This window comes from Microbacterium sp. UMB0228, assembly GCF_002871415.1.
Classification (GTDB): Bacteria; Actinomycetota; Actinomycetes; order Actinomycetales; family Microbacteriaceae; genus Microbacterium.
Map to the genome: position 1 here is coordinate 513,147 of NZ_PNFU01000001.1, position 25,073 is coordinate 538,219.

At 71.1% G+C, this 25,073-nt stretch carries 26 protein-coding genes; 14 read left to right on the forward strand and 12 right to left on the reverse strand.

Translation table 11 applies throughout. The features are described from left to right. The first annotated feature begins 56 nt into the window (after positions 1 to 56). From CJ226_RS02540 to CJ226_RS02550, 3 genes are all read left to right on the forward strand, one after another. Positions 57 to 1,301 carry an alanine racemase gene (locus tag CJ226_RS02540; protein WP_062633548.1) on the forward strand — a complete coding sequence of 415 codons (1,245 nt, stop codon included), beginning with the start codon at positions 57 to 59 and terminating at the stop codon, positions 1,299 to 1,301. After that, positions 1,298 to 2,611, forward strand: coding sequence for a D-arabinono-1,4-lactone oxidase (locus CJ226_RS02545; protein WP_102208227.1), 1,314 nt, complete (start codon positions 1,298 to 1,300; stop codon positions 2,609 to 2,611). Before CJ226_RS02540 ends, CJ226_RS02545 begins: the two co-directional genes overlap by 4 nt. Before the next feature lie 86 nt (positions 2,612 to 2,697). Next, positions 2,698 to 3,264, forward strand: a complete 567-nt coding sequence (locus CJ226_RS02550; protein ID WP_025103933.1) for a LemA family protein — start codon at positions 2,698 to 2,700, stop codon at positions 3,262 to 3,264. A 9-nt stretch (positions 3,265 to 3,273) separates the two neighbouring features. On the opposite strand, the gene CJ226_RS02555 is transcribed toward CJ226_RS02550, so the two are convergent. Then, the gene (locus tag CJ226_RS02555; protein ID WP_102208228.1) at positions 3,274 to 4,173 is read right to left on the reverse strand and encodes a hypothetical protein; all 900 of its coding nucleotides are present in this window, start codon (positions 4,171 to 4,173) and stop codon (positions 3,274 to 3,276) included. Next, a complete protein-coding gene (locus tag CJ226_RS02560) occupies positions 4,170 to 5,429 on the reverse strand; it encodes a winged helix-turn-helix domain-containing protein (protein WP_102208229.1) in 1,260 nt (419 codons plus the stop codon). The genes CJ226_RS02555 and CJ226_RS02560 overlap by 4 nt, the downstream gene beginning before the upstream one ends. Positions 5,430 to 5,514: 85 nt before the next feature. Between CJ226_RS02560 and CJ226_RS02565 the strand changes: the two genes are divergently transcribed. Further along, positions 5,515 to 6,711 (forward strand): AI-2E family transporter, encoded by a 1,197-nt coding sequence (locus tag CJ226_RS02565; protein WP_082802822.1) that lies wholly within the window; start codon positions 5,515 to 5,517, stop codon positions 6,709 to 6,711. Continuing rightward, the gene (gene ilvA, locus CJ226_RS02570) at positions 6,708 to 7,937 is read left to right on the forward strand and encodes a threonine ammonia-lyase (protein WP_062633556.1); all 1,230 of its coding nucleotides are present in this window, start codon (positions 6,708 to 6,710) and stop codon (positions 7,935 to 7,937) included. Before CJ226_RS02565 ends, ilvA begins: the two co-directional genes overlap by 4 nt. Positions 7,938 to 8,000: 63 nt before the next feature. On the opposite strand, the gene greA is transcribed toward ilvA, so the two are convergent. Together greA and CJ226_RS02580 are read right to left on the reverse strand one after the other, a co-directional pair. Continuing rightward, complete coding sequence (greA, locus tag CJ226_RS02575; protein WP_025103938.1) at positions 8,001 to 8,492, reverse strand: transcription elongation factor GreA; 492 nt, start codon at positions 8,490 to 8,492, stop codon at positions 8,001 to 8,003. A gap of 97 nt (positions 8,493 to 8,589) precedes the next feature. After that, positions 8,590 to 8,976, reverse strand: coding sequence for a DUF4307 domain-containing protein (locus tag CJ226_RS02580; RefSeq protein ID WP_025103939.1), 387 nt, complete (start codon positions 8,974 to 8,976; stop codon positions 8,590 to 8,592). Between the two features lie 68 nt (positions 8,977 to 9,044). On the opposite strand from CJ226_RS02580, the gene CJ226_RS02585 reads away from it, so the two are divergent. Next, positions 9,045 to 9,332 carry a hypothetical protein gene (locus CJ226_RS02585; RefSeq protein WP_085606660.1) on the forward strand — a complete coding sequence of 96 codons (288 nt, stop codon included), beginning with the start codon at positions 9,045 to 9,047 and terminating at the stop codon, positions 9,330 to 9,332. Positions 9,333 to 9,339: 7 nt separating this feature from the next. Here the strand turns inward: CJ226_RS02585 and CJ226_RS02590 are convergent, their stop codons facing one another. Continuing rightward, positions 9,340 to 10,071 carry a hemolysin III family protein gene (locus CJ226_RS02590; protein ID WP_102208230.1) on the reverse strand — a complete coding sequence of 244 codons (732 nt, stop codon included), beginning with the start codon at positions 10,069 to 10,071 and terminating at the stop codon, positions 9,340 to 9,342. Positions 10,072 to 10,167: 96 nt separating this feature from the next. Here CJ226_RS02590 and CJ226_RS02595 point away from each other — a divergent pair, with 96 nt between their 5' ends. From CJ226_RS02595 to CJ226_RS02605, 3 genes are all read left to right on the forward strand, one after another. After that, on the forward strand, positions 10,168 to 10,947 hold the full coding sequence (locus CJ226_RS02595) for an isoprenyl transferase (protein ID WP_025103942.1): 780 nt from the start codon (positions 10,168 to 10,170) through the stop codon (positions 10,945 to 10,947). Positions 10,948 to 10,980: 33 nt separating this feature from the next. Beyond that, the gene (locus tag CJ226_RS02600) at positions 10,981 to 12,111 is read left to right on the forward strand and encodes an aminotransferase class V-fold PLP-dependent enzyme (RefSeq protein ID WP_102208231.1); all 1,131 of its coding nucleotides are present in this window, start codon (positions 10,981 to 10,983) and stop codon (positions 12,109 to 12,111) included. A 158-nt stretch (positions 12,112 to 12,269) separates the two neighbouring features. Beyond that, positions 12,270 to 13,652, forward strand: coding sequence for a PhoH family protein (locus CJ226_RS02605; RefSeq protein WP_025103944.1), 1,383 nt, complete (start codon positions 12,270 to 12,272; stop codon positions 13,650 to 13,652). A gap of 538 nt (positions 13,653 to 14,190) precedes the next feature. On the opposite strand, the gene CJ226_RS02610 is transcribed toward CJ226_RS02605, so the two are convergent. The 6 genes from CJ226_RS02610 to xseA all read right to left on the reverse strand — a co-directional run bounded on the left by CJ226_RS02610 (position 14,191) and on the right by xseA (position 19,619). Beyond that, positions 14,191 to 15,027: a type IV toxin-antitoxin system AbiEi family antitoxin domain-containing protein gene (locus tag CJ226_RS02610; protein WP_102208232.1), complete on the reverse strand. Its 837-nt coding sequence runs from the start codon at positions 15,025 to 15,027 to the stop codon at positions 14,191 to 14,193. Positions 15,028 to 15,368: 341 nt separating this feature from the next. Beyond that, entirely contained in the window at positions 15,369 to 16,763 is a 1,395-nt protein-coding gene (locus tag CJ226_RS02615; protein WP_062633568.1) for an aspartate ammonia-lyase, read from the reverse strand. Further along, a complete protein-coding gene (locus CJ226_RS02620; RefSeq protein WP_025103947.1) occupies positions 16,760 to 17,434 on the reverse strand; it encodes a carbonic anhydrase in 675 nt (224 codons plus the stop codon). The genes CJ226_RS02615 and CJ226_RS02620 overlap by 4 nt, the downstream gene beginning before the upstream one ends. Beyond that, positions 17,431 to 18,075: a DUF4245 family protein gene (locus CJ226_RS02625; RefSeq protein ID WP_062633569.1), complete on the reverse strand. Its 645-nt coding sequence runs from the start codon at positions 18,073 to 18,075 to the stop codon at positions 17,431 to 17,433. The genes CJ226_RS02620 and CJ226_RS02625 overlap by 4 nt, the downstream gene beginning before the upstream one ends. Further along, positions 18,072 to 18,305, reverse strand: a complete 234-nt coding sequence (locus CJ226_RS02630) for an exodeoxyribonuclease VII small subunit (protein WP_062633571.1) — start codon at positions 18,303 to 18,305, stop codon at positions 18,072 to 18,074. The genes CJ226_RS02625 and CJ226_RS02630 overlap by 4 nt, the downstream gene beginning before the upstream one ends. Positions 18,306 to 18,341: 36 nt before the next feature. After that, positions 18,342 to 19,619, reverse strand: a complete 1,278-nt coding sequence (xseA, locus tag CJ226_RS02635) for an exodeoxyribonuclease VII large subunit (protein WP_102208233.1) — start codon at positions 19,617 to 19,619, stop codon at positions 18,342 to 18,344. A gap of 100 nt (positions 19,620 to 19,719) precedes the next feature. Here xseA and CJ226_RS02640 point away from each other — a divergent pair, with 100 nt between their 5' ends. The 3 genes from CJ226_RS02640 (at position 19,720) to CJ226_RS02650 (ending at position 22,315) form a co-directional block, all read left to right on the forward strand. Then, positions 19,720 to 20,766: a 4-hydroxy-3-methylbut-2-enyl diphosphate reductase gene (locus CJ226_RS02640; RefSeq protein ID WP_164498174.1), complete on the forward strand. Its 1,047-nt coding sequence runs from the start codon at positions 19,720 to 19,722 to the stop codon at positions 20,764 to 20,766. A 2-nt stretch (positions 20,767 to 20,768) separates the two neighbouring features. Beyond that, complete coding sequence (locus tag CJ226_RS02645; RefSeq protein ID WP_102208234.1) at positions 20,769 to 21,560, forward strand: IclR family transcriptional regulator; 792 nt, start codon at positions 20,769 to 20,771, stop codon at positions 21,558 to 21,560. A 233-nt stretch (positions 21,561 to 21,793) separates the two neighbouring features. Beyond that, on the forward strand, positions 21,794 to 22,315 hold the full coding sequence (locus CJ226_RS02650; protein ID WP_025103953.1) for a DUF6264 family protein: 522 nt from the start codon (positions 21,794 to 21,796) through the stop codon (positions 22,313 to 22,315). Positions 22,316 to 22,379: 64 nt separating this feature from the next. On the opposite strand, the gene fbaA is transcribed toward CJ226_RS02650, so the two are convergent. Then, entirely contained in the window at positions 22,380 to 23,408 is a 1,029-nt protein-coding gene (gene fbaA / locus CJ226_RS02655; RefSeq protein WP_025103954.1) for a class II fructose-bisphosphate aldolase, read from the reverse strand. 187 nt (positions 23,409 to 23,595) lie between these two features. Here fbaA and glpX point away from each other — a divergent pair, with 187 nt between their 5' ends. Then, positions 23,596 to 24,582, forward strand: a complete 987-nt coding sequence (gene glpX, locus CJ226_RS02660; RefSeq protein ID WP_025103955.1) for a class II fructose-bisphosphatase — start codon at positions 23,596 to 23,598, stop codon at positions 24,580 to 24,582. A 172-nt stretch (positions 24,583 to 24,754) separates the two neighbouring features. Further along, complete coding sequence (locus CJ226_RS02665; protein WP_062633577.1) at positions 24,755 to 25,042, forward strand: hypothetical protein; 288 nt, start codon at positions 24,755 to 24,757, stop codon at positions 25,040 to 25,042. Positions 25,043 to 25,073: the final 31 nt, after the last annotated feature.

Sequence of the window (25,073 nt, forward strand, 5' to 3'; positions counted from 1 at the left end):
CAGCCTATCGTCGGCGGGGTCGTGACCCGGCGGGGCTCAGGCCGTAGGGTGGGGGAGTGCTCGACCTCACCGACGAACTGAGCCCCGTCCCGGGTGGCCCCGCGGTCGCCCCCGAATGGGAGGACCCGGGCCGCTACTGGCCGCGCCTGTCGGCCGCGACCGGGCATCTTCCGGCGCCCGTGGCGGTCATCGATCGCGAAGCGCTGCGCTACAACGCCATGGACCTGCTCGTCCGTGCCGGCGGTCTGCCGATCCGCGTGGCGTCGAAGTCGGTGCGGGTGCGTGCGGTCCTGGATGCCGTGCTGCGCCTCCCGGGTTTCCGCGGGATCCTCGCGTTCACGCTCGAGGAGGCGCTCTGGCTCGCGGAGACCCACGACGACATCGTCCTCGGCTACCCGACCGTGGACCGGGCGGGCATCGAACGGCTGTGCGCCGACGAGCAGGCGGCGCAGCGCATCACGCTCATGATCGACGACCCCGTGCACCTGGACCTCGTCGACAGCGTGGTGGCCCCTTCCGCGCGCCCCGAGCTCCGCGTGGCCATCGACGTCGACGCGTCCTGGCGATCCGCGCTGCTCGGTCACATCGGCGTCCGCCGCTCGGCCCTCTTCTCCGCCGGGGAGGTCGCCGCGTTCGCGCGGACGGTCGTCGCACGCCCCGGCTTCCGCCTCGTGGGGCTGCAGATGTACGACGCCCAGATCGCGGGACAGGGCGATGCCGGCCCCGATGGGCCGCTGATCCGTCGCGTCCAGGCCCGCTCGCGCGAGGAGCTACGGGAGCGAAGGGCGGCGATCGTCGCCGCGGTCGGCGCCGTGACGCCGCTCGAGTTCCTCAACGGCGGGGGCACCGGCTCCCTGGAGTTCAGCGGCAGCGACGAGTCGCTCACCGAGGCCAGCGCGGGCAGCGGTCTGCTCGGCGGACACCTGTTCGACGGGTACCGGTCCTTCCATCCGGCGCCGGCCGCGGCCTTCGCCTTCGACGTCGTGCGCCGTCCCGCTGCCGACATCGCCACGGTGCTGGGCGGCGGCTGGATCGCCTCGGGTCCGGCGCTGGCCTCGCGACAGCCGCGCCCGGTGTGGCCGGCGAACCTCCGCACGCTTCCGCGAGAGGCTGCCGGCGAGGTGCAGACGCCGCTGCAGGGGCCGACAGCGGCGACGCTCGGCGTCGGCGATCGTGTCTGGTTCCGTCACGCCAAGAGCGGCGAGCCGGCCGAGCGCATCGCCGCCTACCAGCTCGTGTCGGGCGACGAGGTCGTGGACGAGCTGCCGACGTACCGCGGTGAGGGGAAGGCGTTCCTGTGACGAGAATCGGCGGCACCTGGCAGAACTGGGGCCGGTCGGCGTCCGTGCGCCCCGTGCGGGTCGAGCGCCCGCGCAGCCCCGAGGGCGTGCAGCGTGCCGTGCGGGCAGCGGTGCGACAGGGGCTCACGGTCAAAGCAGTCGGCGCCGGTCACAGCTTCACCGGGATCGCCATCGCCCCCGGTGTGCTCCTGGAACTGGACGACCTGCAGGGACTCGTGTCCGCGGACGTCGCGAGCGGACGGGTCACGCTCCTCGCCGGTACCCGGCTGCACCGCATCCCCGGGCTGCTCGCCCGCTACGGCCTCGCGATGGAGAACCTCGGCGACATCGACCGCCAGTCCATCGCCGGCGCGATCTCCACGGGCACGCACGGAACCGGCGCCGGTTTCGGCGGACTCGCCACCCAGGTCGTCGGGGTGACCCTCATCACCGCCGACGGGGAGTTCCTCCGCATCGACGAGGCGCACAGTCCGGAGCTCCTGCCCGCGGTCGCTCTGGGGCTGGGCGCGCTCGGCATCATCGTCGAGGTCACCCTGCAGTGCGTGCCCACGTTCGTGATGCATGCGGTCGACGAGCCGCTGCCACTGGAAGAGGTGCTCGGCACGATCGACGAACGCGTCGCCGCCGCCGACCATTTCGAGTTCTACTGGTTCCCGCATACCGACGTCGCGCTCACCAAGCGGCAGTCGCGTCTGCCGGAGTCGACGCGACGGAGGCCGCTCCCGGTCGTGGGCCGGTGGGTGGATGAGACCCTGCTCGCGAACGGCGTCTACCGCGTCGTCTGCGCGGCGGGACAGGCGGTCCCGGCGATCACGCCGCCGTTCAACCGGCTCGCGGTGCGGCTCACCGGTGACCGTGAGTACACCGACCTCTCGAATCGCGTGCTCACCCAGAGCCGGACCGTGCGCTTCCGCGAGATGGAGTACGCGCTGCCGGCGGCCGAGGTGGTGCCCGCATTCCGCGCCCTCCAGGAGCTCATCGCCGAGCGCGGCTGGCGGATCGAGTTCCCCGTGGAGGTCCGCTTCGCTGCCGCCGACGATCGCTGGCTCTCCACCGCGTACGGCCGCCCCAGCGCCTACATCGCGGTGCACCGGTACTGGCGCGCGGACCCGACGGCGTACTTCGGTGCGGTCGAGGAGATCATGCGGGCCCACGGCGGTCGCCCGCACTGGGGCAAGCTGCACACCATGACCAGGGAGACGCTGCGGGAGAGCTACCCCCGCTTCGACGACTTCGTGGCGCTGCGCGACCGCCTCGATCCGGATCGCCGCTTCACGAACCGCTATCTGGAGCGGGTGCTGGGACGCTGATCGGCGGCGCTGGTCCGTCGCATCCCCAGTCCACGTGCAGGCACCGCGTCTAGGATGAGAGAAATACGGGAAAGGGTGGGGCACTGATGGAATGGCTCGTGCCGGTACTGATCGTCGTCGGGGTGATCCTGCTCGTCGGCGTCTATCTCTGGGCGACGTACAACTCGCTGGTGCAGCTGAACGTCCGCGTGGACGAAGCCTGGAGCGGCATCACCGTCCAGCTCAAGCGCCGAGCCGACCTCATCCCGAATCTCATCGAGACGGTCAAGGGTTACGCCTCGCACGAGAAGGCGGTGTTCGAGAACGTCACCCGCGCCCGCGCCGAGACCCTCTCCGCCGGCAGCCCCGGCGAGGCGGGGATCGCCGAGGGGCACCTGCAGCAGGCCCTGCGCAGCCTCTTCGCGGTGGCCGAGGCCTACCCGCAGCTGCAGGCCAGCCAGAACTTCCTCCAGCTGCAGCAGGCCCTCGTCGACACCGAGGACAAGATCCAGGCCGCGCGGCGCTTCTACAACGGCGGCGTCCGCGAGCTCAACACCAAGATCAAGGTGTTCCCCAACAACCTCTTCGCCAAGGGACTCGGCTTCACCGAGCGCGAGTTCTTCGAGGTCGCCGACAGCGGCGCCATCTCGGAGCCGCCGCGCGTGCAGTTCTGATCCTCGCCCTCACCACACGGTGAGGGCGAGTTCGTCTGCGGTGATGTCCACGCCGCCGCGGACGCTCCACGCGGTGCTGCGGTAGGTGGCGGTGCGCGCGGCGCCGTCCTGGCCGGTGCCGGTCACGGTCGCCTCGAGGATGCCGTCATCCGCGGTGAACCCGCCGGGGGAGAGCGTCACCGCGGGGAACCGCTCGACGCGGAACGCCACGTCGGAGACGTCCCGGAACTCCGTGCCCCACGGGATCCGGATGCCGCAGTTGTCGGGAATCGCGTGGCCGTCGGCGGTGCAGGTCTCCAGGTAGCCGTCGAGCTGCGTCTGCGCGGCCTCCGTCGCCTCCGGGCGGAGTTCGGCGGTCACGCGTGCGGTGGCGTCGTCGCCGGGGAGGACGACGGCCTCGGTCGTGCCGGCCAGCAGCGCCCGCGGCGCGGCCGCGACCGGGTACACGCCAGGGAGCAGCGCGGCGTCTTCGGTCACCGGGAGGACCGCATCGCCGACCTGGACCGCCGTCCCGATCGTCGTCGTGGCGCGGAGGGCACCGAGTCCGGAACCGTCGACGGTCCAGCGGCCGCTCTCCGGCGTCAGCCGGACGTGCGCCTGGTGCTCGTCCCCGTCGAGTCGGAAGCGCACCGTCGCGGACGCGTCACCGTCTCCCTCGCGCACATCGGTGACCTCGGCGTCGGCGATGGTCGACGTCGCTCCGGCGAACGCGGTGAGGGCGGCGTCGGACACTGCGGTCCCGGTCGCCGCGACCGCCTCGGGATCGCCCGACTCCAGCGCCCGGAGATAGGCCAGCGCCGCGTCCTCCGCGGTGGGCGAGCGGAGCGCGGACAGCCCCCACCACACTGCGCCGGTCAGGGCCACGGCCACGACGACACCGCCCAGGAGCCACCAGCGACGACGGCTCACGCGACGCCCTCCCGGACGTGGACGTGACGACGCACCGTGTCCGGCGCGGTGGAGGCGAGCGCGGTGTGGACGGCAGCGGTCGCATCGCCCCATCCGGAGACCGACACCTGTTCGAGACCCTGCCACCGCGCGGCGCGGAGGAGCTCCGCCGCGATCGCCTCGGCGTCGCCGGGACGCGCCTGCGGCTCCCACCACGCCGACTGCACCTGCAGCGTGGACGTGGCGCGGTCGGCCTTGAGGTCGACCCGCGCCACGATCCGGTCGCCGACGAGCACGGGCAGCGAGTAGTAGCCGTAGCGGCGCTTCGCCGCCGGCACGTAGATCTCGATGCGGTAGTCGAGCTCGAAAGTCCGCAGCGCCCGTTCCCGGAACCACACCACCGGATCGAACGGGGTCAGCAGGGCGGCGGTCTCGACCCGGCGCGGAAGAACTGCGTCGCGATGCCGCCAGGCGGGGAGGGGCCGGCCTCCCCGCTCCCAGCCGCGGACGGTCACGGGTTGCACGTCGCCGGCGTCGACGAGATCGGCGATCGCCCCGGTCACCGCGGCACGGTCGCGGAGGCGGTAGTAGTCGGCCAGGTCGGCCGCCGTCCCGACGCCGCTGGACCGCGCGGCGCGTCGGACGAGCTCGCGGACGGCGTCCTCGCGCGGGATCTCGCGCGAGAGGATGCGCTCGGGGATGACCTGCTCGGCGAGGGCGTAGGTGCGCTCGAACCCCCGGCGCCCGCTCACAGCGACGTCGCCCGTGCGCCACAGGTGCTCGAGGGCGAGCTTGACCTCGTCCCAGTCCCACCAGGTGCCGCGCTCGCGCGGGGCGTCGGCACGGAGGTCGACCGGGCGGAGCGGTCCGCGCGCACGGAGCTCGTCCTGCACCCACTGCACCGTCCGGGCGTTCGTGCGGAGCCAGGAGTCCTCCGCGGACCAGCGCCGCCGGAAGTCGTCCATGCGGAACCGCCACAGGGGCCAGTCCTCGACGGGGATGAAGGTCGCCTCGTGGGCGAGGTACTCCACATAATGCGTCGTGCGCGACAGGAAGAGGCGGTCGAGGAGTGCGGGATCGTAGGCGCCGAGCCGGGAGAACAGCGGGACGTAGTGCGACCGGGCGAACACGTTGACCGAGTCGATCTGCAGCACGCCGAGCCGGTCCATCACCCGGTGCAGATGGCGACCGGAGACGGTGGCCGGGCGTGCGCGGGTGAAGCCCTGAGCGGCGAGAGCGATCCGTCGTGCCTGGGCGGGACTGAGGGTGTCGGTCACGCCGCCAGCGTATCCCCGCTCTCCGACATCGTCCTGGCGTTCAGGATGCGTCGAACGGCATGCGGCATGACCGTAGACTGAGGCGATGAGCGAGGACCAGCGACCCCGGCTGCGCGATCTGTTCCGTCCGCGCCCCGTGGTGACCGATCGGACCGTGACCACCGAAGCCGACGAGGCGGTGCCGCTGCCCCTGCGCATCACGGCGAGCTACGCCTGGCGCCTGCTGCTCATCGCGGCGGCCATCGGCGTCTTCATCTGGCTGGTGATGCTGCTCAAGCTCCTCGTCATCCCGCTGATGGTGGGCATCCTCATCACCGCCCTGCTGTGGCCGGCGTTCTCCTGGATGCTGCGTCACGGATTCCCGCGCTGGCTCGCGATCGCCGTCTCCCTCATCGGCACGATCGCCATCGTCACCGGGCTGATGTGGCTCGTGGTCTGGCAGGTGCGCGCCCAGCTCCCGGACGTGCAGCAGCGCACCACCGAGGCCTTCGACCAGTTCCAGGTGTGGCTGCACGACGGTCCGCTGAACCTGTCGGACACGCAGATCGCCGACTACCTGCAGCAGGGCCTCGACTTCATCAGCGAGCAGGCGCAGGTCCTCTGGACGGGGGCCCTCGCGATCGGGACGACCGTCGGGCACGTCGCCACCGGCGCGCTGCTGTCGCTGTTCATCCTCATCTGCCTCCTCGCCGACGGCGCCGGCATCTGGCGCTGGACGCTGCGCATCTTCCCCCGGAAGGCCCGCCCCGCCGTGGACGGCGCCGCGCGGAACGGCTGGACGACGATCGTCAACTACGCCAGGACGCAGCTCTTCGTGGCGACGATCGACGCGATCGGCATCGGCCTCGGCGCCTTCCTGCTCCAGGTCCCGCTCGCGCTGCCCGTCGCCGTGCTCGTGTTCCTCGGTTCGTTCATCCCCATCGTCGGTGCGGTGGTGACCGGTGCCGTGGCCGTCTTCCTCGCGCTCGTCTACAACGGGCCGTGGATCGCCCTCTGGATGCTCGTCGTCGTCCTCGCCGTCCAGCAGATCGAGGGCCACATCCTGCAGCCGATCATGATGGGCTCCGCCGTCAAGGTGCACCCCCTCGCCGTCGTCCTCGTGGTCGCGGGCGGCGCGATGATCGCGGGCATCCCGGGTGCCCTGTTCGCCGTCCCGCTGGCCGCGTTCGTGAACGTGGCGGCGGTGACCATCAGCTCGGGATCCTGGCGCACCGGCGTGGGGCCGAGCGGAGATCTGATCTGGAGCACAGTTCCGCGCGAGCGGAGACGGAGGAATCGATGAGCGCAGTCCCCAGCCTGACCGAGTTCCAGGACGCGGCTCGAAGTCTGGCTGAGGTGATCGCGCACACCCCGACGCTGCCCTCTCGGGCGCTGTCCGACGCGCTCGGTGCGCCGGTGCTGCTGAAGATGGAGAACCTGCAGCGCACGGGGTCCTTCAAGATCCGCGGCGCGGCGTACCGGCTCTCCCGGCTCAGCGCGGAGGAGCGCTCCCGTGGCGTCGTGGCGGCCTCGGCCGGGAACCACGCGCAGGGTGTCGCTCTGGCCGCCCAGGCGCTCGGCATCCCCGCGACGATCTTCATGCCGCTCGGGGTCCCCGTGCCGAAGCTCCTCGCCACCCGCGGCTACGGGGCCGAGGTGGTGCTCGAGGGGGAGACCGTCGCCACGTCGCTGCGCCTGGCCGCCGAGTTCGCGGAGCGCACCGGCGCCGTCCTCATCCACCCGTTCGACCACCGCGACATCGTGATCGGGCAGGGCACCCTCGGCCTGGAGCTGCTGGAGGATGCGCCCGAGATCGACACCGTCGTCCTCGGCATCGGCGGAGGAGGGCTGATCGCCGGCGTCGCCGCCGCGGTCAAAGCCAAGGCCGCCGAGCTCGGGCGGACGATCCGCGTGATCGGTGTCCAGGCGGAGAACGCGGCCGCGGTGCCGCCGTCGCTCGCGGCCGGGGAGCCGGTCGACATCGTCACGCGCCCGACCATCGCCGACGGCATCCTCGTCGCCCGCCCGGGGGCTGTGCCGTTCGAGATCATCAAGGACCTCGTCGACGAGGTCGTCACCGTCTCGGACGACGACCTCGCGCGCGCCATGCTCGTGCTCCTGGAGCAGGCCAAGGTCGTCGTGGAGCCCGCCGGTGCGGCGGGCGTCGCCGCGATCCTCTCCGGACGTGTGTCGGCGACCGGCACGACGATGGCCGTGCTGTCGGGCGGCAACATCGACCCTCTCCTGCTGCAGCGCGTGGTGTCGCACGGCCTCGCCGCCTCTGGGCGGTACCTGACGATCCGCATCCCGCTGCCGGACCGTCCCGGCCAGCTCGCCCGCGTGTCCGAGCTCATCGCGGAGGCGGGAGCGAACGTCATCGAGGCGATGCACACGCGTCACGGCCACGGACTGCAGATCAGCGAGGTCATCCTCGAGCTCAGCGTCGAGACCCGCGGCGCGGACCACTCGGCCCACACGCTCGACACCCTCCGTCGCGCGGGCTTCGCGCCCATCGTCGTCCAGGACTGACCCCCGGACGCGCGACACCCCCTCGACCGTGGCGGTCGAGGGGGTGTCGCGTCAGGGGGGGCGTCAGCCCGTGTAGGTCTCCACCTTCACGATCTCGACGCTGATCGAGCGGCCGTTCGGTGCCTCGTACGACGAGGACTCGCCGACCTTGAGACCGAGGATCGCCTGGCCCAGCGGGCTGGCCTCGCTGTAGACGTCGAGGTCGCTGCCGGCGGCGGCGATCTCGCGGCTGCCGAGGAGGAAGACCTCCTCGCCGCCCGCGACGATCGCGGTCACGACGGTGCCCGGCTCGACGATGCCCCGGCTGGCAGGGGCCTCGCCGACCTTGGCGGTCTTCAGCAGCGCCTCCAGGGTGCGGATGCGGGCCTCCTGCTTGCCCTGCTCGTCCTTCGCCGCGTGGTAGCCGCCGTTCTCCTTGAGGTCGCCCTCCTCGCGGGCCGCCTCGATGCGCTTGGCGATCTCGTCGCGACCGACGGTGGAGAGGTGTTCCAGCTCGGCGACGAGCCGGTCGTAGGCTTCCTGCGTGAGGAAGGGGACCTGAGCATCGGTGGACATGACGAAGCTCCTTCTATCGGGATCCCGCCGAGATGCCGCGGGGGATATGCCAAGACGCCCCGGCACGGTGCCGGGGCGTCGTCTGTCTGGCATCAGTCTAGGCGACCCAGCAGGTGTTCACCAAACCTGTCGTGGCCTCCGCGACGGTCGGGATGCGCTCCGCACGGGTGAGCGCATGGGCGTCTCCCGCCGGGATCTCCACGATCTTCCAGCCCACGACGCCGAACTCCTCGTCGAGGGCCTCGAGCACGCACACGACGTCCTTGCCCTGGACGCCGGTCACCTGGAAGCGCACGTCGACGGCGTGCTCGTCCACGAGCTCGAAGCCCAGATCATCGGCGTCGACCGAGCTCAGCGACTGGCCGACGATGGACCACGCGAGGGCCGCGAGGAGGAGGAGCGCGACGGCCCCGGCGAGGAACCACGGCCACCGGCGGCGGCGGGTGCGGCCATAGCGTTCGTCGAGCTGGAGGGCGGTCGTCACAGGTGGGGTCTTCCGGTCGTTAGGCTGGTGATACCAGGTTATGCGACCTGCGTACGAAAGGCCGATTCATGCGCTTCCTCTCCGAGACCCCGATGCCGACACCGTCGATGACGGTGGCCCCGGAGTCGGTCACGCCGGGCTTCGCGGGCTTCGCGGTGATCGTCATCGTGCTCGTCGCCGTGATCCTGCTGATCTGGGACATGAACCGCCGGATCCGCCGCGTGCGGTACCGGGAAGAGGTCCGCGAGGAGCTCGACGCGGAAGAGGCCGCCCGCGCCGCCGAGAACGCCGCGGACGACGGCCGCACCGCACCGGACGCACCGGCCGCGCCCGACGAGGAGCCGCGCGAGCGCTGACCCCCGCTCAGGGCGCGCCGAGCGACGGCGAGAGCGGGTGCAGGGCGATCAGCAGGCACGCGGTCCAGTGGCACAGGAAGGCCAGGACCGTGCACACGTGGAAGATCTCGTGGAAGCCGAAGTGGCCCGGCCACGGGTTCGGCTTCTTCAGCGCGTAGACGATGGCGCCGCCCGTGTAGAGCAGACCGCCGACGATCACGAGCACCATCATGGCGACGTTGGCGTCGAGCAGGTCGACGATGTACATCACCGCGGCCCAGCCGAGCAGCAGATACAGCGCGACGTAGAGCCAGCGCGGCGCGTGGATCCAGAACACCCGGAAGAGGATGCCGAGCAGGGCCCCGCTCCAGACCAGGGTCAGCAGCAGGACGCCCTTGGCCGGCGGCAGCGCCAGGGTCGCGAGCGGGGTGTACGTGCCGGCGATGAGCAGCAGGATGTTGGCGTGGTCGATCCGCTTGAGGATGCTCTTCACCCGCGGTCGCCAGTTGAAACGGTGGTACAGGGCGGAGTTCCCGAACAGCAGCAGCGAGGTGGCCATGAAGACCGCCGCCGCCCACTTGGCCGCCGCTCCCTGGGACAGGGTGACGAGGACGATGCCTGCGGCGATCGCGACGGGGAACGTGCCGGCGTGGATCCACCCGCGCCAGGTCGGCTTGATCTCGGTCGCCGCGTCGGCGGCCGCCGCTTCGAGCAGCGGCAGCTTCGGGAGGTCGGCGCCGGTCTGGTCGGAAGTGCTCACGTGCTCACTCTAGGTCGGAGCGCATGCCCGTCCCCGTACATGTCCCCAGGTTCTCCACCGGCGCGGAAGGGCGAGGCAGGGTAGCGTAGGTGGGTGATGTCACGCGAGAGCCCGGGACGGGGACCGCTGTACCGGCTGTACACCAGTCGGCTGCGTCGCCACCTCGATCCGGCCTCGGTTCCGCACCACGTCGCCATGATGATCGACGGCAACCGCCGGTGGGCGCGGCAGCTCGGATTCGACACCCCGGCCGAAGGGCACCGCGCAGGCGCCGCCAAGATGCAGGAGTTCCTCGGCTGGTGCGACGAACTCGGGGTGCGCGTGGTCTCGCTCTACCTCCTCTCCAGCGACAACCTCCGCAAACGGGACTCGGCCGAGCTCGCCGACCTCATCGAGATCATCGCGGAGCTCGCCGAGGCGCTGTCCCAGAAGGGGAACTGGCGGGTCAAACACGTCGGCCGCTCCGACATCCTTCCCGCGGAGCTGGCGCGCGTGCTCGCCGATGCGGAGGAGCGCACGAAGGACCACACCGGCCTGCACGTGAACCTCGCGGTCGGGTACGGCGGCCGGAACGAGATCGTCGACGCGGTGCGCAGCATCATCACCACACACGAGGCGTCGGGCGGCACGCTGGAGGACCTCGCGGCGCAGCTCACTCCGGAGATGATCGGGGAGCACCTCTACACGGGCGGCCAGCCCGACCCGGACCTCGTGATCCGCACGAGCGGCGAGCAGCGACTGAGCGACTTCCTGCTGTGGCAGAGCGCGCACAGCGAGTTCTACTTCGTCGAGGCGCTCGGGCCCGATCTGCGACAGGTCGACTTCCTCCGCGCGATCCGCGACTACGCCGACCGCGACCGCCGCTTCGGTCGCTGATCCGGAAGCCGCGGGGCGTGGCACAATGACGCAGTGAGCGCTTTCGACGACTACCTGAGCACGTTCGACGCGGAGCCCGGTTATCTGAACTGGGCGGCGTTCGGCCCCGTGTCGCCCTCCGTCCGCGCCGAGGTCTTCGCCGACGCGGACCTCCTCGGGAACGGCCGGCCGTCGTCGCTGGCGCTCGTGGGGGAGCGGATCGGACAGGCGCAGGAGGTCATCGCCGAGCTCCTCGGAGCCGAGGCCGCGGAGGTCACGCTGCAGCCCTCGTCGACGCACGGCCTCATGCACGCGCTCTACGGGGTCTCCGGCGCGGTCGTCGCGAGCACGGCGGAGTTCCCGAGCGTGAGCCTCACCCTGGAGCGCGCGGCGACCGCATCCGACCACGCGGTTACGCCGCGCTGGATCACGCCGGAGGACGGGCGGGTGACTCCCGATGCCGTCGCTGCGGTCCTCGACGACGATATCGTGGCCCTCGCCGTCAGCCACGTCGACTTCCGCACCGGCTATCGGGCCGACCTCGCCGCGCTGCGGGACGTCCTCGGCCCCGACCGCCTCCTCATCGTCGATGCCGTGCAGTCCTTCGGCGTGGTCGACGCGGACTACAGCGTCGCCGACGTCGTCGTCGGGCACGGCTACAAATGGCTGCGCGCGGGCCGGGGCACCGGGTTCGCCTGGTACTCGCCGTACGCACGGGAGCGCATCGCACCCGTGCTCTCCGGCATCACCGGGACGGCGGCGAGCGGGCTGGTCGTCGACGAGCTGCCCGCCCCGGCACCGGACGCGAGGGCCTACACGATCAGCATGCCGGACACGCTCGCCGCCGGTCGGCTCGCGATCGGCGCTCGGGACGTCAGGGACGCCGGTGTCGCGGCGATCGAAGAGCGGCTGTCCGCGCACGTGGACGCGGTGATCGCCACGGCCGACCGCCACGGGATCGCCGTCGCCTCGCCGCGCGAGCGCACCGAGCGCGCGGGGATCGTCGCGCTCGCACCGGAGGACCCGGCGCGGCTCGCCGCGGCTCTCGCCAACGCCGGACTGGTCGTCACCGCTCGGGGCGGATCCATCCGCATCGCGCCGCACGCCGGAACCGACGCCGAGACCCTTGCCCTGCTCGATGAGACCCTGGGCGCGTTCGGCAAGGAATCGTTCATCGTCCCGTAACGAATAGCTGGCGTGTCGAGTCCGTGGAAAACCCCTGAGCGGCCGTACCTTCAAGGCATCGGGCAAGGCGCCCGGTCGGGTCGGCCTCAGGTTCGCGACTCGTGACCCCCTGGTCGACTCGTTCGAATAGCCGGGAATCCCCGGGTCGGGAGTGGGTCGTGACCACACGTACAGCGCAGCAGTCCACCAGCACCGCGCAGCAGTCCACCCGTCAGACGCCGAGTCAGGCCGCGGCCGCAGAACCCGCTCAGGATCTGCGCACCTACGTCCTCGACACCTCGGTCCTGCTGAGCGATCCGCAGGCGCTCTTCCGGTTCGCGGAGCATTCCGTGGTGCTCCCGGTCGTCGTCATCACCGAGCTCGAGGGCAAGCGGCACGACCCGGAGATCGGGTACTTCGCCCGCCAGGCGCTGCGGCACCTCGACGATCTCCGCGTCGAGCACGGCCGCCTCGACTTCCCGGTGGAGGTCGGCGAGGGGGGCACTCTCCGCGTCGAGCTGGGCAACGCCGACCTCTCGGTGCTCCCGGCCGGCATCCGCCTCAGCGACAACGACAGCCGCATCCTCTCCGTCGCGATGCACCTCGCGCAGGACGGCCAGGACGTGACCATCGTCTCGAAGGACCTCCCGATGCGCGTGAAGGCCGCGTCCCTCGGGCTGCGTGCCGAGGAGTACCTCGCGGAGCAGGCCGTAGACTCGGGCTGGACCGGCATCGCCGCCCTCGATCTCTCCGGCGACGACATCAGCGACCTCTACGAGAGCGAGGTCGGGCTCAGCGAGGACGTGCACGGGCTTCCCGTCAACACCGGCCTCATCATCCACTCCGAGCGCGGGTCCGCCCTGGGTCGGGTCACCGGGGACGGCGAGTTCCGGCTCGTCCGCGGTGACCGGGACATCTTCGGCATGCACGGGCGCTCCGCCGAGCAGCGCATCGCGATCGACCTGCTCCTCGACCCCGAGGTGGGCATCGTGTCGCTGGGCGGGCGCGCGGGTACCGGCAAGTCGGCGCTCGCGCTGTGCGCGGGGCTGGAGGCCGTGCTGGAGCGGCAGCAGCAGAAGAAGATCATCGTCTTCCGTCCGCTGTTCGCCGTGGGCGGCCAGGAGCTCGGGTACCTCCCGGGCGACCAGGGCGAGAAGATGAACCCCTGGGGCCAGGCGGTGTACGACACCCTCGGCTCCGTGGTCTCGGGGAACGTCATCGACGAGGTGGTCGAGCGCGGGCTCCTGGAGGTGATGCCCCTCACCCACATCCGCGGACGGTCCCTGCACGACGCCTTCGTGATCGTGGACGAGGCGCAGTCCCTGGAGCGGAACGTGCTGCTCACGGTGCTCAGCCGCATGGGTCAGAACTCGCGCGTGATCCTCACCCACGACGTCGGGCAGCGCGACAACCTCCGCGTCGGCCGGCACGACGGCATCGCGAGCGTCATCGAGACCCTCAAGGGACACGGCCTCTTCGGTCACGTCACCCTGACCCGCTCGGAACGCTCCGCCATCGCCGCCCTCGTCACCGACCTCCTGGAAGGCGGCGAACTCAGCTGACCCGAGCCGTCGGGCGGGCTCTGCACGGCCCGAGCCCGCCCGCACGCTCTCGTCCCGCCTGCACGACCGCGCCCCGGCTGCACGATCCCGTCCCGCCCGCACGATCCCGTCCCGCCCGCACGACGCCGTCCCGCCCGCACGATCCCGTTCCGCCTGCACGATCGCGCCCCGGCTGTGGGCCCCACCGGCCTCTTCGATCGTGCATCCGTGTCAGACTCGTGCATCCGGAGATCCAGATGTCACGTCACACGAGCGGGTGGATACACGGTCCCGTCGGATGCACGGTCTCCCGGATGCACGATCCGACGACAGTGGTGGGGCGATCAGGGGTGTTCCGTCGTGCAGGCGTATCCAGGTCGTGCATCCGTGGCGCGGGCCTCGGACGTCGGTAGCGACACCTGCACGATCCTGCACCGTCGGCCGGCCGCTGCGGCCAGAGGGGTCGTGCGCGCGGAACGGGGTCGTGCACGCGGAACAGGGCGGGCACGCGGAGCCGGGGTCGTGCGGGCGGGACGAGAGCGTGCGGGCGGAGCCGTGGTCAGATGCGGTCGTTCGCCCGACGCAGGGCACCCTCGATCGCGGCCTGGACCGTCGGCCAGTCGTGCAGGACCTGGGCGTAGTCGAAGCGCAGCGTCTCGTACCCGAGTCGCGAGGCGGCAGCGTCACGGGCGAGATCGCGGTGGCGCATCGCAGGGGCACCGTGGTGCTCGCGGCCGTCGACCTCGATGATGAGCCGACCGTCGACAACGAAGTCGACGCGGCCGACACCGGAGATCGTGACCTGCGTCGTGAGCTGCACGCCGAGGATGTGGAGACGGAGGCGCAGGAGGGATTCCAGGCCGCTGTCCGCGTCGGAACGGGCGAAGTCCACGAGCCAACGCGCGGACCGGGGCAGCGCGGCGCGGATCCGGGCCCGTGCGGCCCGCCCGATCAGTCCCTGCCGCCAGGCCGACTCGAAGGACACGAAGAAGGCCTCGTCACCCTCGCACACGTGCAGATGCCGAAGCGCGTCCTCGACAGACACGATGCCGAACCGGGTGCGTCCCTCGAAATGATGCGGGATGCACCGGCACTCGATGTGCGGGTGCGCGCGGCCGTTGCGACCGAGCCAGACGTGCGGCGCATCGCTCTCCGACAGCACCCAGACTCCGTGGGCACGGAGCGCGGTGCCGCAGCTGATGGCCCCTCCGTGGGCAGCCGCCGTGAGCACCGTCGCGTCGAGGTCCCGACTGGCGAAGACCCCCGCGCGGACCCGATGGATCCGGCCGGCGCGCACCGCGCGGGACAAGGCGGAGCGGGAGATTCCGAAAGTCCCGAGGTCGCGGCCGCGGGCGATGCCTCCGAGACGGCGAAGGGTCGAGACGGGATCGAGCATTCGCCGATTCTGCGTCCTCCGGCGTCTCAGCGGGGCCCGAAGGGCGTCATGGGGACGAGTCGGGGTGTCCGGGGATCCGTGGAGGAAGAGTCACCTGCACGATCCGGAGCCGCGGGTCGTCCTGATCCGGGGATTCCGTCGTGCAGACGGAACGTGGTCGTGCATCCGAGGCAGGAACCGAGACCGACGGAGACGGGATCGGAGACGGACGGAGACGGGATCGGAGACGCACGGAGACGGGACCGGGGCCGGACGGAGAACGGGATCGAAGACGGGACGGGGCCGGAGACGACGGATGCCGCGGGGACCGAGGTCCTCGCGGCATCCGTGTCGGGTGGGGATCAGCCCGGGTGGGTCATCGACAGGAGGTCGAGCTTCTCGTCGAGCTGCTCGAGCGTCAGCTCACCGCGCTCGACGTAGCCGAGGTCGATCACGGCGTCGCGCACCGTGATGCCCTTGGCGACGGAGTGCTTGGCGATCTTCGCGGCGGCCTCGTAGCCGATCAGCTTGTTCAGCGGCGTCACGATCGACGGGCTCATGCCCGCGAAGGCGGCGGCGCGGTCGAGGTTCGCCTGCAGGCCGTCGATGGTCTTGTCGGCGAGCACCCGCGAGGCGTTCGACAGCAGACGGATCGACTCGAGCAGCGCGGTGCCCATGACCGGGATGGCGACGTTCAGCTCGAACGAACCGGAGGCGCCGGCCCAGGCGACCGTGGCGTCGTTGCCGATGACGCGCGCGCACACCATGAGCACGGCCTCGGGAACGACGGGGTTCACCTTGCCCGGCATGATCGAGGATCCCGGCTGCAGGTCGGGGATGTGCAGCTCGCCGAGACCGGTGTTCGGGCCGGAGCCCATCCAGCGCAGGTCGTTGTTGATCTTCGTGAGCGACACGGCGATGGTGCGGAGCGCACCGGAGGCCTCGACGAGACCGTCGCGGTTCGCCTGCGCCTCGAAGTGGTCCTTCGCCTCGGTGATGGGCAGCTCGGTCTCGGCCGCGAGCAGCTCGATGACCTTCTGCGGGAAACCGAGCGGCGTGTTGATGCCGGTGCCGACGGCCGTGCCGCCCAGAGGCACCTCGGCCACGCGGGGGAGCGCCGACTGCACGCGCTCGATGCCCAGGCGGATCTGGCGGGCGTAGCCGCCGAACTCCTGGCCGAGCGTGACGGGCGTCGCGTCCATGAGGTGCGTGCGGCCGGACTTGACCGCGTCCTTCCAGAGCTCCGCCTTGGCCTCGAGCGCGACGGCGAGGTGGTCGAGCGCCGGGATCAGGGTGTCGATGAGCGCCTGGGTGACCGCGATGTGCACCGAGGTGGGGAACACGTCGTTCGACGACTGCGAGGCGTTCACGTGGTCGTTGGGGTGCACGGTCGAGCCGAGGATGCGGCTCGCGAGCGTCGCCAGGACCTCGTTCATGTTCATGTTCGACGAGGTGCCGGAGCCGGTCTGGTAGGTGTCGACCGGGAACTCGCCGTCGTGGCTGCCCGCGGCGACCTGGTCGGCGGCCTGGGCGATCGCGTCGGCGATGGCGCCGTCGAGCGTGCCGAGCTCCTTGTTCGCCAGCGCGGCGGCCTTCTTGATGCGCGCGAGCGCGGCAATCTGCGTCGACTCCAGGCCCTTGCCGGAGATCGGGAAGTTCTCCACGGCGCGCTGCGTCTGCGCCCCGTAGAGCGCGTTCACGGGCACTCGCACCTCACCCATGGTGTCGTGTTCGATGCGGTACTCGGTGTCGGTCATTCCGAACCCTCCTTGGTTGCGGGGTCGATCCCCTCGGCTTCGATGCCGACCGTGATGACGGGCGCTGCCTCACCCTCGGCCAGACGATAGTTGGCGCCGACGATGCCGAGACGGCCTTCGGCGACGGCGTTGCTGATGATCTCGGACGACTGCAGCAGGTCGTTGACGGTGTTGCGCAGGTGCTCGCGTCCGACGAGCTCCGCATCGATGTCGGCCACCGTGCCGCCGCCGCTCTCCGCGAGGACCTTGCGCGCGGCAGGGACGATCGGCGCGATGAGCTTCCAGATGTGCGGGGGGAGCGGGTCGGCATCGATGGCGGTGCCGTCGATGGCGGCGCGCACCGCCCCACAGGAGTCGTGTGCGAGGACCACGATGAGCGGCACCTCGAGGACGGCGACCGCGTACTCCAGGCTCGCCACGATCGACTCGCCGATCACCTGCCCGGCGTTGCGCACGACGAAGAGGTCGCCGAGGCCGAGGTCGAAGATGATCTCGGCGGCGAGACGCGAGTCCGAGCAGCCGAACAGCGTCGCGACGGGGTGCTGGGCCGCGGTGAGGTCCTTGCGGCGGTCGACGTTCTGGTTCGGGTGCTGGGGCTCGTCGCGGACGAAGCGACGGTTGCCGTCCTGCATCTGCTTCCAGGCGGCGGCGGGGGTCAGCGGGTGGGTCATCGGGCCTCCGAGACGGTGCGGATCTGGGGGATGAGCGACTCCGCGAGCTCGGCGGTGGAGTCGGCCGAGCGGGAGCCGTAGAGGAGCACGTAGTCGTCGCCGGCCTGGGTGCCGAGCGCATACGTGACGTTCGCCTCCGCGCCGGCGGCCCCGGGCCGATAGACGTCCCACTCCCGGCCGCCGATGCGGACGGTGTCGGTCGGGGCGACGCCGTTCAGGCGCTGCGGGGCCCACGAGGCGTCGGCGTCGAAGGCCTGGGTGAGCTTGATGAACCCGCGCTCGTCCTGGGCCGCGGGGGCGAGGGTGACCTCCCAGACGACGGGGGCTCCGCTCTGGAGCTCGGCGGCGTTCACCCGCCAGAAGTCGTCCGTCTCGGGGACGATCGCCGGGCTGCCCATGGACGACTCCACGTCTGCGGCGATGGCGGCGACGTCGATCGGCTTCGCCGCGACCGGCTCGCCCCGGGGGACGAGCGCGATGATGACGACGACGACCGCGAGGGTCACCACGAGCGCGGCGACGAGATTGCGGACGGTCTGGCTCGACCGGTAGGCCTTGCTCGACGCGGCCTTGCGTGCGGCGGTTTCGTCGGGCGTCTCCGGTCGACCGAGGTCGGCGTTGATCGCGGGACCCTTGCTCATGACGCGTCGCTCTCGTCGGGGGTGGCGGTGCGCGCGGCTTCGAGGCGACGCTTCGCGCCGAGCAGCCACTCCTCGCAGCGGGCGGCCAGGGCCTCGCCGCGCTCCCAGAGCGCGAGTGAGTGCTCGAGGGTGGGCGCCCCCTGTTCGAGCTCGGCGACGACCCGGACGAGTTCGTCACGTGCCGCCTCGAACGACAGCGTGTCCACGGGGGTGTCGTTCACGGCGCTCACTCCTCCATCCTACGTCGTGCCTCGGACGCCGCCCGCTCAGGCGCTTTCCGCGATCTCGCCCTCCGAGCGCACCGCGAGCGACCCTCGGTCCACCGTGAGGGTGAGCGCGCTGCCCGCAGGCGCATCGGCCGCATCGCGGAGGATGACGCCGCCCTCCAGATGCGCGATCGCGTAACCGCGGGCCAGAGTGGCGGCGGGGGACAGGGCGCGCAGCGAGGCGCGCAGTTCACCGGTCCGCCGGCCGGCGTCGTCGAGCTGCCTGGTCACCGCGTCGCGACCGCGAGCGAGAAGCAGGAAGGTCTCCTGTGCGCGGCTGTCGATGATCGGATCGGGCGAGCGCAGCACCGGCCGCGACCGCAGCTGCTCGAGCTGGGCGATGTCGTGCGTGAGGCGCTGCGTGAGGCGGGTGGTGGCCCGGGACCGCAGCTGCGCGATGAGTGCGCGTTGCTCCCCGACGTCGGGGACGACGCGCTTGGCGGCATCGGTCGGCGTCGAGGCGCGCAGGTCGGCGACGTCGTCGAGGAGGGGGTGGTCGTTCTCATGGCCGATGGCGCTGACCACCGGTGTGGACGCGGCGGCCACGGCTCGGATGAGGCGTTCGTCGCTGAAGCCGAGGAGGGTCTGCGGGTCGCCGCCGCCGCGAGCGATGATGATGACGTCGACCTCGGGGTCGGCGTCCAGACGGGCGAGAGCCGCCAGCGTGTCCGGCACGCAGCGATCGCCCTGCACCGCGGCGTACGCGGTCTTGAACCGCACCTGCGGCCAGCGCAGCTCGGCGTTGCGATGCACGTCCTTCTCGGCGTCGGAGCGCTCGCCGGTGATGAGTCCGATGACATGGGGGAGGAACGGCAGGCGCTTCTTGCGGGCGGGATCGAAGAGGCCCTCCTGGCGGAGCTGCACCCGCAGCCGCTCCAGGCGCTCGAGCTGGTCGCCGAGCCCGACGTGCTTCATGGCCGAGACCGCGAAGCTGAAGTCCCCGGAGCGGACGAAGTAGTCGGCCTTCACGGCGGCGACCACGTGATCGCCCACGCCCAGGTCGGCGGGGATGCGGCCGCGCACGCTCGACCAGACGCGGATGGAGATCTGCGCGTCGGACCGGGTGTCCTTGAGGCGGGCGAAGACGTTTCCGGCGCGCACGTTCCAGGACGTGATCTCGCCCTCGACCCACACCGTGTTCCATCGCGCCACGAAGTCGCGGATGGTGGCGTTCAGTCGGGCGACCGACGTCGGTGCCTGGGCCGTGGAGTCGCGCGGGGCGACGGCATCCGCCGGCGGGGTCTCGCCCGGTCCCGTCGTCGCTTCGAAGACTGTCATCTGCTCCCGTTCCTGCCCGCGCACTCACCGGCCCCGCCCAGCCGCACGACGGTAGAATCGAGGGGTGACTTCGACTGCCGTTCATCTTCCCGCTCCTCGCATCCCACGAGTGCGCGCCGCGGCCGGGCGGCTTCAGGATAACCCGGTGCCCGGACACAAGCGCGTCCTGCTCGCCGCCCCCCGCGGCTACTGTGCAGGCGTGGACCGCGCCGTGGTCGCTGTGGAGAAGGCGCTCGAGCGCTACGGCGCCCCGGTCTACGTCCGCAAGCAGATCGTGCACAACATCCACGTCGTGACGGAGCTCGAGGCCAAGGGGGCCATCTTCGTCGAGGAGGTCGACGAGGTGCCCGAGGGGGCGCACGTCGTCTTCAGCGCGCACGGCGTCTCCCCGGCTGTCGTCAACGCCGCATCCGACCGTGGCCTGCACGCGATCGACGCCACCTGCCCGCTCGTCACCAAGGTCCACCGCGAGGCCGTGCGCTTCGCGCGGGACGACTTCGAGATCCTGCTCATCGGCCACGACGGGCACGAGGAGGTCGAGGGCACGGCCGGAGAGGCACCGGATCACGTCACCGTCGTGAACTCCCCGGAGGAGGCCGACACCGTGCAGGTGAAGGACCCCTCCAAGGTGGTGTGGCTGTCGCAGACGACGCTCTCCGTGGACGAGACCATGGAGACGGTGAACCGGCTCCGCACCCGGTTCCCCGAGCTGCACAACCCGCCGTCCGACGACATCTGCTACGCCACGCAGAACCGGCAGGTCGCCATCAAGAAGGTCGCCCAGGGGGCTGATCTGGTGATCGTCGTGGGGTCCGCCAACTCCTCCAACAGCGTGCGACTCGTCGAGGTCGCGCTGGAGTACGGAGCCAAGGCCGCCTACCGCGTGGACTACGCCGAGGAGATCCGCCAGGAGTGGCTCGACGGCGTGGAGACGGTCGGCGTCACCAGTGGCGCGTCGGTCCCCGAGGTGCTCGTGCGCGAGGTGCTCGACGCGATCGGCGATGCCGGGTATCGCGACGTGGAAGAGGTCAAGACGGCGGAGGAGGACCTCATGTTCTCCCTGCCGAAGGAGCTCCGTCAGGACGCCACGGGCCAGCGCGACGCGCGCGCCCTCGGCGGCCGCGCCTCCGCAGGAGGGGGTGCGTAGCGGTGAACGCCGCGGAGGCGGAGCCGACCCTCATCGGGTCCGTGCAACGCGCACTCCGCCTGGTCGACATCGTCGCGAACTCGCCGCGCCCGCTGCCGGCGAAGATGCTCTCGTCGATCACGGGCTTGACGCCGGGTACCACCTACAACCTCGTGCGCACGCTCGTGCACGAGGGGTACCTGAGTACGGAGCCCGACGGCCTCGTGCTGGGGAACCGGTTCCCGTCCTTCCAGCAGCAGATCGGCTCCCGAGGCGTGTTCCTCGCCCGCGTGCGCGCCGCCTTGCGCGCGGTGACCGAGGACGTCGGCGCCACGGCCTACCTATCGCGGTACGCGGATGGGGAGATCCACCTCGTCGACATCGTGGACGCCGTGCGGAACCCGCGGATCGAACTGTGGGTCGGGCTGCACGCCAGCGCGCACGCGACCGCCCTCGGGAAGCAGATCCTCGCCGCCCTCTCGGAAGAGGATCGGCTGGACTACCTCGCCCGGCATCGGCTCGAGGAGCTCACGCCGCGGACGATCAGCGACCGGACAGCGCTCCTCACCCAGCTCGAGCAGACCCCGGGGTGGGCGATCGATCGCGAGGAGTACGCGATCGGCGCGACCTGCGTCGCGGTGCCGGTCATCGCCCCGGGCGTGACGGCATCGCTGGCCGTCTCCCTCCCGGCCGACCAGGCCGTGGTCAACCGGCGGCTCGTCTCGAACCTGCAACGCGCCGCCCGTCGGCTGTCGGTGCAGCTCGGGGCCGATGCGCTCGACACCGACGGGCCGGACGCCGAGTTCACCATCTGAATTCGTGACCCTGGTGCCCGCCACGTCGCTTATCTATGATCGAAGGCGTAGTGGCTGACAACGCCCTATTGATCGCCCATGGCGTCCCCAGCGCCGGCGACCGAACGGGATGAGGAGCGTCCCCAGCGCTCTCCGTCCGCGGCCCCGAGAAGTCCCCACTTCTCCGGGGCCGCTATCGGTTGGGCCCCCTTTTCCTGAACGGGCGGCTGAGCGCCGGCCGATACCATGGCGGCATGACCGACCAGCGCCCCCGCTACGGGGAACTCGCCACGCCCGAGGAGCAGCGGAGGGCCGCGGGGCTGCCGCCCGTGGCTGAGGTGGTCGCCCCGTCGGCTCCCGTCTCGGACCCCGCGCCCGCGGCTCCTGCTCCGGCGCGCCCCTCCTCGGTGGACCGCTTCGCGACGATCGCGCTGCTCGCCTACGGCCTCGTGAACGTCGTCGTCACCGGCCTGTCCTACCTCGACATCGTCCCGGTGATGAATCAGACCATGGGGATGCTGGGCATCGAGGGGGAGTTCACCAACTACGCCGCCGGCCGCACGTGGGGAACGATCGCGGCCGTCGTGCTGGCGGTCGGCTGGTGCGTCACCGCGGCCCTGTCGATCCGTCGCCTGCGTCGTGGCCGCCTCACCTGGTGGGTCCCGCTCGTCGGAGCCGTCATCACGCTGGGCATCGCCTCGTTCTGCCTCGTCGTGCCGATGATGGGCGACCCGGCCTTCATCGCCTACCTCGACCAGGCGACCGGGGTGCGTTGACCCCGGGCACGCAGACGAAAGGGGCCCGGCATGATGCCGGGCCCCTTTCCTGTGTCTGCGTGTGTCAGCTCTTCGACTGGCCGTACGAGCCCAGCTGGCGGGTGGACTCGACCACGCGGGCGGCCATGGCCGACTCGGCGATCTTGCCCCAGGCGCGCGGGTCGTACTGCTTCTTGTTGCCGACCTCGCCGTCGACCTTCAGCACGCCGTCGTAGTTCTTGAACATGTAGTCGGCGATCGCACGGGTGTAGGCGTACTGGGTGTCCGTGTCGATGTTCATCTTGATGACGCCATTGGCGACCGCGAGGGCGATCTCCTCATCGGTCGAGCCGGAGCCGCCGTGGAAGACGAGGTCGAGCGGCTTCTCGCCGGTGTTGTACTTCGCGGCGACCTCGGCCTGGATCTCGCCGAGCAGCTCCGGGCGCAGCTTCACGCCACCCGGCTTGTACACGCCGTGGACGTTGCCGAAGGTGAGCGCGGCGATGTAGCGGCCCTGCTCGCCGAGGCCCAGCGCCTGCACGGCCTGGTCCACGTCGGCGAACGTCGTGTAGAGCGCCTCGTTCGAGCCCTCGTGCTGCACGCCGTCCTCCTCGCCGCCGACGACGCCGATCTCGACCTCGAGGATGGCGTTGATGGCCTTCATGCGGGGGAGCAGCTCCTTGGCGATCTCGATGTTCTCCGCGAGCGGCACGGCCGAGCCGTCCCACATGTGGGACTGGAAGATCGGGTTGCGGCCGGCCTTGACCTCTTCCTCCGAGGCGGCGATGAGCGGCTCGACGAAGCCCGCGAGAGCGTCCTTCGGGCAGTGGTCTGTGTGCAGGGCGACGGTGACCGGGTAGTTCTTGGCGACCTCGGTGGCGTAGCGGGCGAAGGCGAGGGCGCCGGTCGCGCGGGCCTTGACCGTGTGGCCGGCGAAGTAGTCGGCGCCACCGGTGGTGACCTGGATGATGCCGTCGGAGCCGGCCTCGGTCAGGCCCTGGAGGACGGCGTTGATCGTCTGCGAGCTGGAGACGTTGAACGCGGGGTACGCGAAGCCGCCTGCCTTCGCGCGGTCGAGCATGTCGGCGTACTGATCCGGGGTGGCGACGGGCATGAGAACTCCTGCGGTAGGTGAAGCCGGGACAGCTGCCACTCTATCGGGGCGGGTGTCCGGCTCCGGCAGGAGGAGTCGCGCGTCGGTGGGCGCCGTCCTTCGGTGGTGTTAAGAACCGCGATTTCTTCCTCGCGTACGGGCGGAAAACGAGCCGATCGATCCCCTGCTCGCGGATAGGCTGGGAATCATGGTGAGTCTTACTGCCGACCTGAGCCCGCTGCGTCCCGACCGTAACCTCGCGATGGAGTTGGTGCGCGCGACCGAGGCGGCGGCGATCCGTGCCGTTCCGTTCATCGGTCGCGGTGCGAAGGAGGCTGCCGACGGCGCCGCCGTCGACGCCATGCGGGCGTTCCTCGGGACGGTCGACTTCCAGGGCCGCGTGGTGATCGGCGAGGGCGAGAAGGACAACGCCCCGATGCTGTTCAACGGCGAGGTCGTCGGTACAGGACGCGGCCCGCTGTGCGACATCGCGGTCGACCCGATCGACGGCACGTCGCTGACCGCGGCGGGCCGGCAGAACGCGCTCTCGGTGATCGCCGTGTCCGACCGCGACACGATGCTCGACGCCTCCAGCGTCTTCTACATGGACAAGCTCGTGACCGGGCCCGCCGGCGTCGGCGTCGTCGACATCCGCCTGCCCATCGGCGAGAACATCCGCAAGCTCGCCGGCGCGCTGGACAAGCCGGTCGACGAGATCGTCGTCTCGGTGCTCAACCGCCCGCGGCACGAGCAGCTCATCCAGGAGATCCGCGACGCCGGTGCCGGTACGCGTCTCATGAGCGACGGCGATGTCGCCGGTGGCATCAACGCCGCCCGCCACGACGCCCGCACCGACATGTGCGTCGGCATCGGCGGCAGCCCCGAGGGCATCGTCACCGCGTGTGCGATCAAGGCCCTCGGCGGCCACATCCAGGGGCGGCTCTGGCCGCGCGACGACGACGAGCGCCAGCGCGGTATCGACGCGGGGCTCGACATGGACAAGGTCTACGAGGCGGACGACCTCGTGCAGGGGAACAACACGATCTTCGTCGCGACCGGTGTCACGGACGGCCAGCTCGTGGCCGGCGTCCGGCGGGAGCGCGGTTACGTGTACACCGAGAGCGTGGTCCTGCGCGGCGCCTCCGGCACGCTGCGCCGCATCGCGTCCGAGCACCTCGTCTCGAAGTGGCTGTGACGGCTCTCCCACGAGCCTGACCTTCGGTGAGGTCTCCAGCCATCGTTACCGACCCGGTATCGCCCTCTGCACGGGTCGGGCCCGGTTCGGCGAGCCGCCGTGTCACAATTGTCACTGGGTTTGTCGCCGTCGACGGAGCCGCCAGGCACCGCAGGCACAGGAGGGCGAACGCATGACAACGCAGCACACGACCGGCTCGAAGAGCGCCGCGCCGACGAAGATCATCACCACGAACACCGGACGCATCCTCCGGGTGAGTGCCGATGCCGAAGCGGCCGCCGTGGCCCCGCCGGCACCCGTCGCTCAGTCGGCCGTCGATCCGGCTCGCCGCGCCGACGTGCTGTTCCGCGTCCGTCGCGCCGAGGGGCACGAGGTCAGCGCCTGGTGGATGATCGGTGCCTTCCTCGCGACGAGCGGCCTCGTCATCCTGCTGCTCAGCGGCGTGCCCGGCGTCGCCTGACGCTCCCGCGGTCGGAACCTCCGGTCGCTCT

Excerpts from the sequence above, each read along its gene's own strand:
- CJ226_RS02595 (WP_025103942.1), top strand. The coding sequence starts at position 10,168 with ATGTCACGCGAGAGCCCGGGACGGGGACCGCTGTACCGGCTGTACACC.
- glpX (WP_025103955.1), top strand. The coding sequence starts at position 23,596 with ATGGTGAGTCTTACTGCCGACCTGAGCCCGCTGCGTCCCGACCGTAAC.
- CJ226_RS02665 (WP_062633577.1), top strand. The coding sequence starts at position 24,755 with ATGACAACGCAGCACACGACCGGCTCGAAGAGCGCCGCGCCGACGAAG.
- CJ226_RS02585 (WP_085606660.1), top strand. The coding sequence starts at position 9,045 with ATGCGCTTCCTCTCCGAGACCCCGATGCCGACACCGTCGATGACGGTG.
- CJ226_RS02625 (WP_062633569.1), bottom strand. The coding sequence starts at position 18,075 with ATGAGCAAGGGTCCCGCGATCAACGCCGACCTCGGTCGACCGGAGACG.
- CJ226_RS02620 (WP_025103947.1), bottom strand. The coding sequence starts at position 17,434 with ATGACCCACCCGCTGACCCCCGCCGCCGCCTGGAAGCAGATGCAGGAC.
- CJ226_RS02650 (WP_025103953.1), top strand. The coding sequence starts at position 21,794 with ATGACCGACCAGCGCCCCCGCTACGGGGAACTCGCCACGCCCGAGGAG.
- CJ226_RS02610 (WP_102208232.1), bottom strand. The coding sequence starts at position 15,027 with ATGCTCGATCCCGTCTCGACCCTTCGCCGTCTCGGAGGCATCGCCCGC.
- CJ226_RS02565 (WP_082802822.1), top strand. The coding sequence starts at position 5,515 with ATGAGCGAGGACCAGCGACCCCGGCTGCGCGATCTGTTCCGTCCGCGC.
- ilvA (WP_062633556.1), top strand. The coding sequence starts at position 6,708 with ATGAGCGCAGTCCCCAGCCTGACCGAGTTCCAGGACGCGGCTCGAAGT.
- greA (WP_025103938.1), bottom strand. The coding sequence starts at position 8,492 with ATGTCCACCGATGCTCAGGTCCCCTTCCTCACGCAGGAAGCCTACGAC.
- fbaA (WP_025103954.1), bottom strand. The coding sequence starts at position 23,408 with ATGCCCGTCGCCACCCCGGATCAGTACGCCGACATGCTCGACCGCGCG.
- CJ226_RS02550 (WP_025103933.1), top strand. The coding sequence starts at position 2,698 with ATGGAATGGCTCGTGCCGGTACTGATCGTCGTCGGGGTGATCCTGCTC.
- CJ226_RS02615 (WP_062633568.1), bottom strand. The coding sequence starts at position 16,763 with ATGACCGACACCGAGTACCGCATCGAACACGACACCATGGGTGAGGTG.
- xseA (WP_102208233.1), bottom strand. The coding sequence starts at position 19,619 with ATGACAGTCTTCGAAGCGACGACGGGACCGGGCGAGACCCCGCCGGCG.